A 13658-nucleotide genomic window follows, 5' to 3' on the forward strand; every position below is an offset into this window, starting at 1 on the left:
CGGCACCGGAGTTCCGTCGCGGCGGCGGTCCCCTTGAGCCGCTCCCGAATCTGCCGCACATCTTGGCCGCACCGGAATATGGCGGCGAGGGCAGTGCATCGATGGTCACCCGCGTCGCCACCGTCGCCTTCGAGGGCATCGAGGCGCGGGCGGTGGACGTGCAGGTCCAGATCATCCCGGGCTCGGTGGTGTTCACCATCGTGGGCCTGCCCGACAAGGCGGTGGCGGAGTCCCGCGAGCGGGTTCGCGGCGCGCTCATCGCCTCCGGACTGGCGCTGCCCGCCAAGCGCATCACCGTCAATCTCGCGCCCGCCGACCTGCCCAAGGAGGGCTCGCACTACGACCTGCCGATCGCGCTCGGCGTCATGGCGGCGATCGGCGCGATCCCGGCCGACGCGCTCGCCGGCTACTGCGTGCTCGGCGAACTCGCCCTCGACGGCAGCATCACGGCGGTCAGCGGCGTGCTGCCGGCCGCCATGGCGGCGGGGGAGCGGGGGCTCGGGCTGATCTGCCCGGCCTCCACCGGTCCGGAGGCGGCCTGGGCCGGAGGCGAGCTGGATGTGCTCGCGCCGCGCTCGCTCATCCAGCTCGCCAATCACTTCAAGGGCAGCCAGGTCATGGCCCGGCCGGAGCCTGCCGTCGCCGCGCTGGCGGGACCGCTCCCGGATCTTGCCGACATCAAGGGCCAGGAGGGCGCCAAGCGTGCCTTGGAGATCGCGGCGGCCGGCGGCCACAACCTCTTGATGAACGGGCCCCCCGGCTCGGGCAAATCCATGCTGGCGGCGCGCCTGCCCTCGATTCTGCCGCCGCTCAGTCCGCGCGAACTCCTCGACATCTCCATGATTCAGTCGGTGGCGGGCGAACTCAAGGATGGGGCCCTCTCGAATCGCCGGCCGTTCCGGCAGCCGCACCATTCCGCCTCGATGGCGGCGCTGGTGGGCGGCGGGCTCGGGGCGCGACCGGGGGAGGTATCCCTCGCCCATGGGGGAGTCCTGTTCCTGGACGAGCTGCCCGAATTCTCGCCCCAGGTTCTCGACAGCCTGCGTCAGCCGATGGAATCCGGCGCGGTCATGATCGCCCGCGCCAACCACCGGGTCACCTACCCGGCGCGCTTCCAACTCGTCGCCGCAATGAATCCCTGTCGCTGCGGCCAGGGCCTCGAGCCGGGCTACGCCTGCCGCCGCGGCCCGAACGAGCGCTGCATGGCGCAGTATCAGGCGCGGATCTCCGGCCCGTTGCTGGACCGCATCGACCTGCGCATCGAAGTGCCGGCGGTCACGGCCGCCGACCTGATCCTGCCGGCCCCGGCCGAGGGCTCCCGCGAGGCCGCGGCGCGGGTCTCGGCGGCCCGCGCGCTGCAGGGGAGCCGCTATGCCGCGCGGGGCCTGCCGGATTCCACCACCAACGCGACCTGTCCGGCCAACCTCATCGAAGAGGTCGCGAGCCCCGACGCGGACGGCACGGCGCTGATCCGGCAGGCGGCCGAGACCATGCGCCTCTCCGCACGCGGCTTTCACCGCACGCTGCGTGTCGCCCGGACCCTGGCCGATCTCGACGGCGAGACACAGGTGCGCCGGCTCCATCTCGCGGAGGCCCTCTCGTACCGCGGTCGCGGCGCGGGCGCGGCAGCCGCCGCTTGAGCACCGGATCGGACGTCTCCGGCGATCTGACGGTCACGATCGGCCAGTACAGCAGCGCCGGCCGCAAGGCGGCCAACCAGGACTTCAACGGCATATTGGTGCCGGTTCAACCCGCTCTGGGTCTGAAGGGGATCGCGGTGGCGCTCGCCGACGGGATCAGCAGCAGCGCGGTGGGCGCGGCGGCGAGCGAGACCGCGGTCAAGAGCTTCCTGAGCGACTATTACGCCACGCCGGACACGTGGTCGGTGAAGACCTCGGCCCAGCGCGTGATCGCGGCGGCGAATTCCTGGCTCTACGCCCAGACCCGGCGCGGCGCCGATCCGAATGATGCCGACCGGGGCTACGTCACCACCTTCGACGCCCTCGTCCTGAAATCGCGCATGGCCCACCTCTTCCACGTGGGCGATGCCCGGATCTGGCGCGTGTCCGGCCGGTCCCTCGAACAGCTCACCGAGGACCACCGCGTCGTCGTCTCCGCAGCGGAGTCCTATCTCGGCCGCGCCCTCGGGGCGAATGCCCGTGTGGAGATCGACTACCACGTCGTCGGCATCGAGGCGGGCGACACCTTCGTGCTGACGACGGATGGCGTCCACGAGCATGTCCGGCCCCGCGACGTGGTTGCGGCGATCGCGCGAGCCGCGACGCTCGACGCGGCGGCGCGGGCGATCGTCGAGGCAGCTCTGGCCGCCGGCAGTCAGGACAACCTGACGATCCAGATCGTGCGGGTCGAGACCGTACCGGCCGGCGCGCCGGCGGATCTCCTCGGGGAGGCCGAGGGGCTGGACCCCGCGCCCCTCCTCGACCCGCCCGCCGAACTCGACGGCTTCCGTCTGGTGCGGATCCTCCATTCCGGACCCCGCAGCCGCGTCTATCTCGCCGTCGAGGCGGAGACGGGTGCCCAGGCCGCCCTGAAGGTGCTGTCCCTGGACCTGCGGGACGACCCGGCCCAGCGGAAGCGGTTCGTGATGGAGGAGTGGATCGCGCGGCGGATCGACAATCCTCACGTGCTCAAGGCCCATCCCCGGGCCGGCCGCCGCAGCCACCTCTACACGGTCATGCGCTACGTGGAGGGCCAGACCCTGACCCAGTGGATGCGAGACCACGCGCCCCCCGATCTGGAAACGGTGCGCGGCCTCGTCGAGCAGCTCGCCCGGGGCGTGCAGGCGTTTCACCGGCGGGAGATGGTCCATCAGGATCTGCGGCCCGACAACGTCCTGATCGATACCGCAGGGACCGTCCAGATCATCGATTTCGGGGCCACGACGGTCGCGGGCGTCGTCGAGGGCGATCCGCGGATCGATCCTGCGGAGATCCTCGGCACGGTCCAGTACACGGCGCCCGAATGCTTCCTCGGCGCGCCGGCCAATGCCGGGTCCGACATCTTCGCGGTCGGCGTCATCACCTACCAGATGTTGACGGGACGGCTGCCGTACGGCGACGCCGTTCCGCGGGCGCGCACGCGCGCGGCGCAACGGCGGCTTCGCTACATGTCGGCTCTTACGGTGCGTCCGCTGCTTCCCGTCTGGGTCGACGGGGCGCTTCGCAAGGCCGTTCATCCCGATCCGCTGCGGCGCTACACGGCCTTGTCCGCCTTCGTCCACGACCTGCGGCATCCCAATCCGGCCTTCACGGACGGACGGCGGGCGTCTCTGCTGGAGCGCGATCCGCTGCTGTTCTGGCGCCTGCTGTCGCTGGTGCTGGGGCTCGTCGCGCTGACGCTCGCGGCGATCCTGATTGCCGGGCCGCGGCGGTGAGGCCTGCGCCTCAGGGATCGAGTTCGGGATAGCGGCGAAAGATGCCGTCCTCGTTGAACGGGATCCGGCGGTCGCTGGCGAGATAGGCGGCAATCCGCGGTCGCCGGGCCACGGTCTCGTGGAGCCGCGCCACGTTCGGGTTGGGGCGCAGGGCTGCGGCGGTGGCTTTGGGAAAGGCGTAGCGCAGCCCGTCGACGAGCTGGAACAGCGACAGGTCCGCGTAGGACAGATCCGCGCCGACGAGCCGACCGCCGCCATTCCCCGCCAGAACGCGCTCGAAATAGCCGAAGAATTTTGGGATGCGCTCGGTGCGGAATTCCGCGGCCCGGCGCAGGGCCTCGGGCTTCTGATCCGCGTAATACAGGCCGACACCTAAGGGATGGTGCGTGTCGTGCGCCTCGTCGACCGCGTCCGCGATGGTGAGCTGGAGCTGATGGGTCCAGATCCGGTCGCGCTCCGACGCGCCGACGAGGCCGAGCCGCGGCCCGAGATAGAGCAGGATCGCGGCACTCTGCCCGATGACGGTGTCACCATCGCGCAGGAAGGGCGGCGCCAGGGGCGGCCGCGGGTCGCCGGGATCGGACAGGCGGTCGAGCATGGGGCCGATCCCGCCATCCTCGTCATCCTGGCGGGTGACGTCGATGTAGTCGGCGCCGGCTTCCTCGAGGGCGAGGCGGACGAACTCGCCGCGCCCCTGGATCATCGGCCAGTAATGCAGTTCGTAAGGCATCGCCGTCTCCGCCTCGGGGAAGACACGGACGCCCGGACGGTTCCCGCTCAGTTGCCCTCGGCCGAGTCCTCTGCCGAGGCCTTTTCCACCGGCGGCTCGGCGCTGGCGACGGCCTTGCGGGCGAACATCGGCTGGAGCCGCTCGGCGAGTTGCTGGTCGAGATGCTTGACGTAGGCGCCCTTGAAATAACGCTCGCCCGTCTTCGCGCCGTACAGGCGGTCATGAGCCTGGATCATTGCGGCGACTTCCGGACGGCAGAGGAAGCCGGTGATGCCGACGGCCTCGTACCAGCGGCCCGCCCGCGCCTCGGCGGTGGCCTTCGGGTTCGACAGCACCGTGTCGGCGAAGCATTCGGTGGCGGCCTGCCGCAGCGGCGCCAGCACCTTCTCGGCCTCCGCCGTGTTCACTTTCGACGCAGCCGGAAGCCGGTGAGGACGCGCCTCGGCCCCCGAGACGAGAGCGAGGACAGCGAAGGTGGCGAGGATCGAAGTCTTCATGCGGGCGGCCTCGTCGGGTGTCCGAACGGTGTTCAGGTCTCGCTCATGATTGCGTCGGGATCGGGGCTTTCGGCACGGTCGAGCTGCCCGATTCAGGGCGAGATCCGGACTGTTTCGCGACGGCCACACGCGGCCTCAGCCGCGCCGCTCGGCGTTCCAGTGACCGCGGCAGGAGAGGGCGCCGGACGCGACCCAGGTGCCGGTTCCGAATCCGTTCCGGTCAAGCCGCCCCCGCACGTCGGCAGTGGCGGCCCCGTTCGAGATGGATCCCCGGATCGCCCCGTTCCGGGTCACCCCGCCCTCGACCACGAAGGCGGTCCCGATGAAGCGCGCCCGTCCGTTCTCGATCCGCACCGGATAGCGATAGGCGCGGTCGCAGCTCCCGGTCTCGGTGATGATCTCGACGCTCCAGGTGCCGTCGAACCGGTCGGGCGGGGCCGCTTGGCGCGGCGCGGCGGCGGCGGGACTCATGCCGGCGAGGAACAGGGCGAGAGCGAAGCGAGACGTCATCGGATCCGGGACGAGGCGGGTTCGCGAGGATTGGCGCCTTTCAGCGTGGGGTCTGCGGCGCAGGACCCCGCATGGCCGCGCGCAAGGCCGCGTTGAGGAGGGCGAGCAGGTCGCAGCCGACATGCAGGAAGGCGGCCACGCCCGCCTGCTTCAGCGGCTCGGCGAGGTCCGTCGGCTTGCCCGCGAGGTAGATCGGACCGGCGCCGGCCTTCGCCAGGGCTTCCGCCGTCGCGACGGCGTGCTCGGCGTAGATCGCGTCGGTGGAGCAGATGCAGGCCAAGCTGGCACCGGAATCCCGGAACGCCGCCGCCGCCGCCTCGGCGTCGGAAAAGCCCTCGTTCGACAGCGCCTCGATCCCGCCCGCCGCGAAGGCGTTGGCCGCGAAGGTCGCACGGGCGTTGAACGACGCTACAGGGCCGAGATTTGCGAGGAACACCGCTGGCCGGCGGCCCGTCTTGTCGAGACAGGCATCCGAGGCGTCCCGCAGGGCTTCGTAGGGCTCCGCGAGGCGCAGGGACGGCAGCGCGTCGCAGGCGACGGCCGAACCCGCGCCGAAATTGGACCCGCGCGGCCCGGCCACGGGCGGCACGTCGAGGACGGCCGCGGGCTTCTCGGAAAGGTTGGGGAATTCGCTCGCGCCCGTGAGCGGTTCACGGCGGTTCGCCACGGCCTTGGCCCGGGCCTCGCGGGTCAGCTCGATCCGCCGCTGCAGCTTGCCGACGCTGAGCGAGGCGACGATGCCGCCCTCCGCCTCGATCGCCTGGAACGCCGCCCAGCCCGCCTCAGCGAGTTCGGCGGTCAGGGCCTCGAAACCCCCGGCGCCGGCCGCGGGGTCGCTGACGCGCGCGAGATGCGATTCCTCGATGAGCACGATCTGGCTGTTGCGCGCGACGCGCCGGGCGAAGGCGTCGGGCAATCCCAGCGCCTGCGTGTAGGTCAGCACCGCGACGCTGTCCGCGCCGCCCATGCCAGCCGAGGCGGCCGCCATGCCGGTGCGGAGGATGTTCACGAAGGGATCGCGCTTGGTCATCATCCGCCACGCGGTCTCGGCATGGAGCCGCAGCGGCTTGGGATCGAGCCCGCAGGCCTGCTCGACCCGGGCCCAGAGGCGTCGCATCGCACGGAACTTCGCGACCGTGACGAACTCGTCGGCATCGGCCGTCAGAAGCATCGCGATGCGGTCACGGGCGGTGGAGAGGTCGTGACCGGCATCCTCCAGGGCGCGCAGATAGGCGACGGCGGTGGCGAGCACAGCACCGAGTTCCGCCGCCTCTCCGGCGCCGCCCTCGTGATAGGGCCGTCCGTCGGCCAGGAAGGCTCGGCCGGTGAAACCCGCCGCTTCCAGCTCCGCAACGGTCTCGGCGAGACCGGGGGCGATGTCCTTCCAGACCGCTCCGAGGCTTCCGGTCGCCGCCAGAACGCCGACCGGATCGATGCCGAGATCGAGGTCGTAGGTCGAGAGATCCTCGCCCCGGCGCTGCGCCAGCGCGCTCACCAGCCGGGCCACTTCCAGGCCGCGCCCGCCGGCGTCGATCCGCAGGGCGATCAGGGGCAGCATCACGCCCTTCAGCGCCGCGTCGAGGTCTTCGACGCTCGCGGCGGTCAGGCCGTAGCCGCGGGCGCCCGCCGCGCCCGCAAAGGCCAGGACGAGGGCGTCGGCCCCGCCTTCGAGGTCGATGAGCGCCTGGGCGTTGGCGGCGGCGAGATCGGGGTGATCGACCCGTTGCGCGATGCGCCAGGGGCCCGGCTCACGCACCGGCTGGGCCGCCGGGGCGGCGGGTCCGTAGAGGGGTTCGATCCGCAGGCCGTCGGCCGTGTGCGACACCAGCCGCTTCTCGAAATCGGCGCCCTTGAGGACGCCTTCGACGAGGCCGAGCCAGCGCGCCCGGTCTGCGGGCTCGAAGAGGTCGGCGAGCGGTGTGTCTTCCATCGGAACGTCCCAGAGCGCGGCGTCTTCTGCACCGCTTCCATGCGTTTGCCTCGCACGCCGCTCCGCCGCTGGCAATCGCCCGATGGTTGAGGAAAGCTGAAGCCGCCCATCACCGATTTTTGATGGTCCCGGCGGCGCGACGGGGAGCCCGGAAACCGGACATGCCGACCCGGCAGGCTTCGGCAAAGCCAGCATTTCCGGATTGCGGGCCCGTCTACGGCGCCCGGACCGACGACCGGACGGATCAAGCCGCCGAGGCGGATCCGCCGATCCGGTCGTCCGGGCCCGAGAGGGACCGGCCCGTCAGCCCAGGATGATCAGGCCGGCGAAGCCGAGGGCGCCGACGATGATCCGCCACCACGCGAACAGCCAGAAGCCGTGGCGGGAGACGTAGTCGAGAAGCACCCGCACCACGAACAGCGCGGAGACGAACGACACGACGAAGCCGATCACGATCAGGCCGACATCGTTGCTCGAAAGGTACTTGTAATTGTCGAGCAGGTCCTTGGCGAAGGCGCCCGCCATCGTCGGCATCGCCAGGTAGAACGAGAACTCGGTGGCCGAGCGCTTGTCGGCGCCCATCAGCATCGCGCCCACGATGGTGGCGCCCGAGCGCGACACGCCGGGGATCATGGCGAGGCACTGGAAGATGCCGATCTTCAGGTCCATCGGCAGGGTGAAGTCGTAGACGTCTTTCTTCTTCACCTCGAGGTCGGTGTCGTCGATGACGAGCAGCACCAGGCCGCCGGCCACCAGGGTCGCGCACACGATCCACGGATTGAACAGGTAGGCTTTGATCAGCTTGGAGAAGAGGCCGCCGATGATCGCCGCCGGCAGGAACGCCACCAGGATGCCGAGCACGAACCGGCGCGCCTTCGGATCGGACGGCACCGCCGTGGCGATCGCCAGCAGGCGGCGGAAATACACCAGCAGGATCGCCAGAATCGCGCCGAGCTGGATCAGCACCTCGAAGGTGTTGTTGGGCGAGTGGAAGCCGATGAAGTGGCCGACCAGCAACTGGTGGCCGGTCGACGAGACCGGGATGAATTCGGTCGCCCCCTCCACAAGGGCGAGCAGCACTGCCTTGCCGATGCTTGCCGGATCCATCGTGACGCCTTGTGCCGTGGGCGCTGCGGCCCCCGTCGAGCCGCCGCCTGCCACGCGAAATGGTTGAGCCCGAGGCTTCGCCCATTAGGGTTGACGAGCGGTTACCGGGCCGGGCCGGGCGTGTTAAGGGCTCGGAAACGGTCGGGCAATAACGCTCGGTCCGAAGTCCTGCGCGCCGAACACCTGCGCATCAGGGCCCTCGACGAGCGCGGGACAGGCCGCGTTGGCAGACCGAACGTCCTCCACGGCCTCGATGGCAACCCTCTACCACTTCCCCTTCTGCGCGAATTCCCGGTTCATCCGTCTCGTACTCGCCGAGATGGGCATGGAGCCGACGCTGTTCGAGGAACGGCCCTGGGAACGGCGCGACGACTTCCTGCTGATCAATCCGGCGGGCGTCACACCCGTGCTGCTGGAGCAGAACGGGCTCGTCGTCCCCGGCGCCGGCGTCATCGCCGAGTATCTCGACGAGACCCGCGGCCTCGGGCTCTCGGGGCGGCGCATGCTGCCGGAGGACACCGTCGAGCGCGTCGAGGTCCGGCGCCTGCTCGACTGGTTCCTGGTCAAGTTCGAGTCCGAGGTGACGGCCTACCTCGTGAACGAGAAGATCTCGAAGCGCTTCATGTCGGCCCATGAGGGCGGCGGCCCGCCCGACATGAACGCGATCCGCGCCGCGCGCTCCAACGTGCGCTACCACCTCAAGTACATCGGCTACCTGATCGCCAGGCGGCGATGGATCGCAGGCGACAACCTGACCTATGCCGATCTGGCGGCGGCCGCCCATCTCTCCTGCGTCGACTACCTGGGCGACGTGCCCTGGGACGAGGACGAGATGGCCCGGAACTGGTACGCACGGGTCAAGTCGCGGCCCTCGTTCCGCGCTTTGCTCGCCGACCGCGTGCCCGGCATGGCACCGGCCGCCCATTACGCGGATCTGGATTTCTGACCGCCCGACGAACCTATTTCGGCGCCGATCTCCGCCGCCTCGTCGAGACCCGGGCCCGGGCGCTCGGCTTCTGCGGCCTGCGCGTCACCCGTCCCGACAGGCTCCCGGACCTTCCGGGCCGCCTGTCGACCTGGCTCGCCGAGGGCGCGCACGGCACCATGGAGTGGATGGCGGAGCGGGCCGACCAGCGGGCGAGCCCGGTGGACTTGTGGCCCGGCCTGCGCAGCATCCTGGTGCTCGCGATGAGCTACCGGCCCGAGCACGATCCCCTGGACCTCGTGGCCCGGCCGGATCGCGGGGCCATCGCCGCTTATGCACAGCGGCGGGATTATCACGAGGTTTTGAAGGGTCGTCTGAAAGAGTTGGGGGGGTATCTCTCCGCCAAGGGCGACGTGCGCGTGAAGGTTTTCTGCGACACCGCCCCCGTCATGGAAAAGACCCTCGCCGAGGCGGCCGGCCTCGGCTGGCAGGGCAAGCACACGGTGCTGATCTCCCGCGGGCACGGCAACTGGCTGCTCCTCGGGGCGATCTACACGAGCGCGGAATTCGAGCCCGACCCGCCGGAGCGCGATCATTGCGGCTCCTGCCGCGCCTGCCTGGACATCTGCCCGACCGACGCCTTTCCGGCCCCCTACAGGCTCGATGCCCGCCGGTGCATCTCGTATCTCACGATCGAGCATGCCGGTCCGATCCCTGCCGCGTTCCGGCCGGCGATCGGAAACCGGGTCTTCGGTTGCGACGACTGCCTCGCCGTCTGTCCCTGGAACAAGTTCGCCCGTACGGCGGCGGAGAATCGGCTCGCCGCGCGCGCGGATCTGGCGGCCCCGGCGCTGGCGGATCTCGCCGGTCTCGACGATGCGGCGTTCCGGTCGTTCTTCGCCGGCACGCCGGTGAAGCGCACGGGGCGCGACCGCTTCCTGCGCAACGTCATGATCGCGATCGGCAATTCCGGCGAACCCGATCTGGCGGGCGCGGCCGTCGCGGCGCTCGATGACGCGTCTCCCCTGGTGCGCGGCATGGCGGTCTGGGCCTGCGGCCGGCTGCTCGCGCCGGATGCCCTGCACGCGCTCTGCCGCCTTCATGGCGACCGCGAGACCGACGCCCATGTCCGCGACGAGTGGACGGCCGCCGCCGCCTTGACGGAATCGCCCGTGGGCGAGACATCCGCCCCATGAATCTCTTCGTCTTCGGGCTCGGTTTCACCGGCCGCCGTTTCGCCGAACGGGCGCGAGCGCGTTTCGAGACCGTCCGCGCCAGCGTCACGGATCCCGCGGCTGCCGACCGCGTCGCGGCGGAGACCGGGTTCGCCATGCGCGCCTTCGGGCCGGAGGCCGACGATTCCCGGATCGCCGCGGATCTCGCCGACACGGACGTGCTGCTCGCCTCGGCCCCCCCCGGCGAGGCGGGCGACCCGGTTCTCGCCCGCTACGGGGACGCCATCGCGGCGAGCCGGATCGGCTGGATCGGCTATCTCTCGACGATCGGCGTCTACGGAGACCAAGGCGGCGCGTGGATCGACGAGGCGACACCCGCGGCGCCACGCAGCGCCCGGTCGAAGGTGCGCCTCGAGGCCGAGGCGGCGTGGCTCGCGCTCGGCGCCGAGACCGGGAAGGCCGTGCAGGTCTTCCGGCTCTCGGGCATCTACGGACCCGGGCGCAACCCGATCGTGAAACTGCGCGAGGGTCGTTCGCAGCGGATCGTAAAGACCGGGCAGGTCTTCAACCGCATCCATGTCGACGACATCGCCACGACGCTGCTGGCCTCCATCGACCGCCCGCGGCCGGGGGCGATCTACAACGTCACGGACGACGAGCCGACCGCGCCCCAGACGGTGACCGAGCACGCCGCCTCCCTCACCGGCCTGCCGCTGCCGCCCGAGATCGATTTCGAGACCGCCGACCTGTCTCCGATGGCGCGCAGCTTCTACGGCGAGAACAAGCGCGTGCGGAACCGGCTGATCCGCGAGGAGCTCGGCGTGGCCCTCGCTTATCCGACCTACCGCGAAGGTCTCGCGGCCCTGAAGGACCAGCCCTGATCAGGCTTCGAGGTGACGCGGCCGCACGAGGCGGCGCAGCAGGCCGCCGCGCGGCCCCACCATCATCGAGGCGACATAGAGGGCCCCAGCCGCGAGAACGATGGCCGGGCCGCTCGGCAGGTCGTACTGGTACGACAGGCTGAGCCCCGAGACGCTCGCGAGGGCGGCGATCAGCATCGAGACCGGGATCAGTCCGGCCAGGTCGCGGGCCCAGAACCGGGCCGCCACTGCGGGCAGCAGCATCAGGCCGACCGCCAGCAGGGTCCCGAGGGCCTGGAACCCGCCGACGAGGTTGACCACCACGAGCGCCAGGAACGCGAGGTGCACGGGACCGCCGCTGCGGCTGACACTCCGCAGGAACAGCGGATCGACGCATTCCATCACGAGCGGCCGGTAGATCACGGCGAGCGCCAGCAGGGTCAGCGTGCTGATGCCGCCGAGCAGCCAGAGGGCGGAATCGTCCAGGGCCAGGACCGAGCCGAACAGGAAGTGCATGAGGTCGATCTGCGATCCGCGCAGGGAGACCAGCAGCACGCCGGCGGCGAGCGAGATGAGGTAGAAGGCCGCGAGGTTGGCGTCCTCCCGGATCGTGGTCGCCCGGGTGACGGCGCCCGCGAGCAGGGCCACCGCGAGGCCGGCGACGAGGCCGCCCAGCGTCATCGCCGGCAGGGACAGGCCGGCGACCAGGAAGCCGACCGCAGCCCCTGGCAGGATCGCGTGGCTCATCGCGTCGCTCATGAGACTCATGCGGCGCAGCGTCAGGAAGACGCCGATGGGCGGTGCCGACACCGACAGGGCGAGGCAACCCGCCAGCGCCCGGCGCATGAAGCCGAATTCGACGAACGGCGCAAACAGAGACCCGAACGGATCGGTCACGCGGCGTCCTCGTGATGGTGATGCGCAGCCCGGCCGTGATCGTGCGCCGGCTCCGCGGGCTTCCGCGGTCCTTCACAGATCGCCGCGCCCTCGTCCCAGGCCTCGGACAGGTTGCGGGCGCGGGCCAGATTCTCGGCGGTCAGGACCCGCGCGGTCGGCCCCCAGGCCACGGGCTCCCGGGCGAGCAGCAGCGTCGTCGGGAAATGCGCGCGGACCTGCGCGAGGTCGTGCAGGGCGGCGATCACGGTCCGCCCCTCCTTGTGCCAGGTCGCAATCAGCACCAGCAGATCGTCGACCGTCCGCGCATCGATCCCGGTGAACGGCTCGTCGAGGAGCACGACGGGGCAATCCTGCAGGATCAGCCGGGCGAACAGCGCGCGCCGGAACTGACCACCCGACAGGGTGCCGATCGGCCGCGCCGCGAAGCCCTCGAGGCCGACCGCCGCCAGCGCGGCCTCGATGGCCGGCCGCCGCCGGACGAGGCTGCGCCACGCCCCCGCCTGCCGCCAGAGACCCATCCCGGCGAGATCCATGACGGTGAGCGGAAAGCTCCGGTCGATCTCGTCCGCCTGCGGCATGTAGGCCAGGGCGCCCGCACGTTCGATACGGCCGTCGAGGCAGCGTATCTCTCCGGCCATGCCCTTCAGCAGCGTCGACTTGCCGGCGCCGTTCGGTCCGACCAGCGCGAGCAGGTCGCCCGCTCGCACGGTCCCGTCGAGGTGGTGGACCGCTGGATGCCGGTCGTAACCGAGGGTGAGGCCGACGAGGCGGATCGGATCCGGATTCCGGCCGCTCATGCCGAAAGCGCCCAGGCGATAGTCAGCCAGACCAGCGCCGCGAGCGTCGCGGCGAGCGCCAGCCGCAGGCCGATCCCGCTCTGGAACAGCGATCGTCGGGCCGCGCGTCTCGGGCTGGGAATAGTCGGCAAGGAATCCTCGTCGCGCACTGACACCGGCGCGGGCACCACGCAGAGCTACTGGTGCGGTCCTGGGCCGCGGTGATACACTGTAACAAACCCGCGGGACAACCTGCGGATCATGTTTGGAGCAATCATGCACCGTCACGAGGGTCACGACGCGTGCCACGCCGGCACCGGTGACATTCTCGCGCGGGCCGAGGCCCTCTGTCGCGAGCGCGGTCTGCAGTTCACGCCCCTGCGCCGCGAGGTGCTGGAGGCCGTGGCCGAGGCCGGGAAGGCTCAGGGCGCCTACGACATCGCCGAGCGGCTGAGCGCGCCGGGCAAGCGTGTGGCCCCGGTCTCGGTCTACCGCGCCCTCGATTTCCTGATGGATCAGGGGCTGGTCCATCGGATCGCGAGCCGCAACGCCTTCATCCCCTGCGCGCACGGCCACGCGCCCGGGGAGGGGGTGATTTTTCTGATCTGCCGGACCTGCGGCGGCGTCGACGAGGCCTCGTCGGAGGAGGTCGAGGGCAGCCTCGGGCGCACTCTGGAGCGGGCCGGATTCACGCCAACCCACAGTATCCTGGAGGTCGAGGGCGATTGCGGCACCTGTCGTCAGCGGAAGCTGGCACCCTGAGCCGCGAGACCAGGTTGCCTGATCCATCCCGTCCGCGCTGACGGCGGGGAGCAATCCACGAGCGTGCCACGCCTGCGGGCATGGCGCCTCCCGAC

14 protein-coding genes are annotated in these 13658 nt (G+C 70.7%); 6 read left to right on the forward strand and 8 right to left on the reverse strand.

Annotated elements, in window-relative coordinates:
- Positions 1–101 precede the first annotated feature (101 nt).
- Positions 102–1640: a YifB family Mg chelatase-like AAA ATPase gene (locus PQI07_RS16740; protein ID WP_274927022.1), complete on the forward strand. Its 1539-nt coding sequence runs from the start codon at positions 102–104 to the stop codon at positions 1638–1640.
- On the forward strand, positions 1637–3394 hold the full coding sequence (locus PQI07_RS16745; RefSeq protein WP_274927023.1) for a bifunctional protein-serine/threonine kinase/phosphatase: 1758 nt from the start codon (positions 1637–1639) through the stop codon (positions 3392–3394). Before PQI07_RS16740 ends, PQI07_RS16745 begins: the two co-directional genes overlap by 4 nt.
- A gap of 10 nt (positions 3395–3404) precedes the next feature.
- Here PQI07_RS16745 and PQI07_RS16750 read toward each other — a convergent pair whose 3' ends face one another.
- The 5 genes from PQI07_RS16750 to PQI07_RS16770 all read right to left on the reverse strand — a co-directional run bounded on the left by PQI07_RS16750 (position 3405) and on the right by PQI07_RS16770 (position 8168).
- Complete coding sequence (locus PQI07_RS16750) at positions 3405–4124, reverse strand: glutathione S-transferase (RefSeq protein WP_274927024.1); 720 nt, start codon at positions 4122–4124, stop codon at positions 3405–3407.
- A gap of 47 nt (positions 4125–4171) precedes the next feature.
- Complete coding sequence (locus PQI07_RS16755; RefSeq protein WP_043347577.1) at positions 4172–4621, reverse strand: hypothetical protein; 450 nt, start codon at positions 4619–4621, stop codon at positions 4172–4174.
- Between the two features lie 135 nt (positions 4622–4756).
- Entirely contained in the window at positions 4757–5131 is a 375-nt protein-coding gene (locus PQI07_RS16760; RefSeq protein ID WP_043378588.1) for a hypothetical protein, read from the reverse strand.
- 40 nt (positions 5132–5171) lie between these two features.
- Positions 5172–7061, reverse strand: coding sequence for a methylmalonyl-CoA mutase family protein (locus PQI07_RS16765; RefSeq protein ID WP_274927025.1), 1890 nt, complete (start codon positions 7059–7061; stop codon positions 5172–5174).
- A gap of 303 nt (positions 7062–7364) precedes the next feature.
- Positions 7365–8168 (reverse strand): undecaprenyl-diphosphate phosphatase, encoded by an 804-nt coding sequence (locus PQI07_RS16770; RefSeq protein ID WP_274927026.1) that lies wholly within the window; start codon positions 8166–8168, stop codon positions 7365–7367.
- A gap of 253 nt (positions 8169–8421) precedes the next feature.
- On the opposite strand from PQI07_RS16770, the gene PQI07_RS16775 reads away from it, so the two are divergent.
- From PQI07_RS16775 to PQI07_RS16785, 3 genes are read left to right on the forward strand one after another with little or no spacing between them, the layout of a single operon-like run.
- The gene (locus tag PQI07_RS16775) at positions 8422–9114 is read left to right on the forward strand and encodes a glutathione S-transferase family protein (protein WP_043347569.1); all 693 of its coding nucleotides are present in this window, start codon (positions 8422–8424) and stop codon (positions 9112–9114) included.
- A complete protein-coding gene (gene queG, locus PQI07_RS16780) occupies positions 9111–10289 on the forward strand; it encodes a tRNA epoxyqueuosine(34) reductase QueG (protein ID WP_078947412.1) in 1179 nt (392 codons plus the stop codon). The genes PQI07_RS16775 and queG overlap by 4 nt, the downstream gene beginning before the upstream one ends.
- Complete coding sequence (locus tag PQI07_RS16785; protein ID WP_274927027.1) at positions 10286–11149, forward strand: SDR family oxidoreductase; 864 nt, start codon at positions 10286–10288, stop codon at positions 11147–11149. Before queG ends, PQI07_RS16785 begins: the two co-directional genes overlap by 4 nt.
- Here PQI07_RS16785 and PQI07_RS16790 read toward each other — a convergent pair whose 3' ends face one another.
- Genes PQI07_RS16790 through PQI07_RS16800 form a run of 3 tightly spaced genes read right to left on the reverse strand, consistent with a single transcriptional unit; the run spans position 11150 to position 12953 of the window.
- Positions 11150–11974, reverse strand: a complete 825-nt coding sequence (locus tag PQI07_RS16790) for a metal ABC transporter permease (RefSeq protein WP_051044682.1) — start codon at positions 11972–11974, stop codon at positions 11150–11152.
- A 47-nt stretch (positions 11975–12021) separates the two neighbouring features.
- The gene (locus PQI07_RS16795) at positions 12022–12822 is read right to left on the reverse strand and encodes a metal ABC transporter ATP-binding protein (protein ID WP_043378579.1); all 801 of its coding nucleotides are present in this window, start codon (positions 12820–12822) and stop codon (positions 12022–12024) included.
- Positions 12819–12953, reverse strand: coding sequence for a hypothetical protein (locus tag PQI07_RS16800; RefSeq protein WP_257787422.1), 135 nt, complete (start codon positions 12951–12953; stop codon positions 12819–12821). Before PQI07_RS16800 ends, PQI07_RS16795 begins: the two co-directional genes overlap by 4 nt.
- A 124-nt stretch (positions 12954–13077) precedes the next feature.
- Here PQI07_RS16800 and PQI07_RS16805 point away from each other — a divergent pair, with 124 nt between their 5' ends.
- The gene (locus PQI07_RS16805; RefSeq protein ID WP_043347562.1) at positions 13078–13563 is read left to right on the forward strand and encodes a Fur family transcriptional regulator; all 486 of its coding nucleotides are present in this window, start codon (positions 13078–13080) and stop codon (positions 13561–13563) included.
- Positions 13564–13658: the final 95 nt, after the last annotated feature.

The organism is Methylobacterium sp. 092160098-2 (assembly GCF_028920805.1).
GTDB lineage: Bacteria > Pseudomonadota > Alphaproteobacteria > Rhizobiales > Beijerinckiaceae > Methylobacterium > Methylobacterium fujisawaense.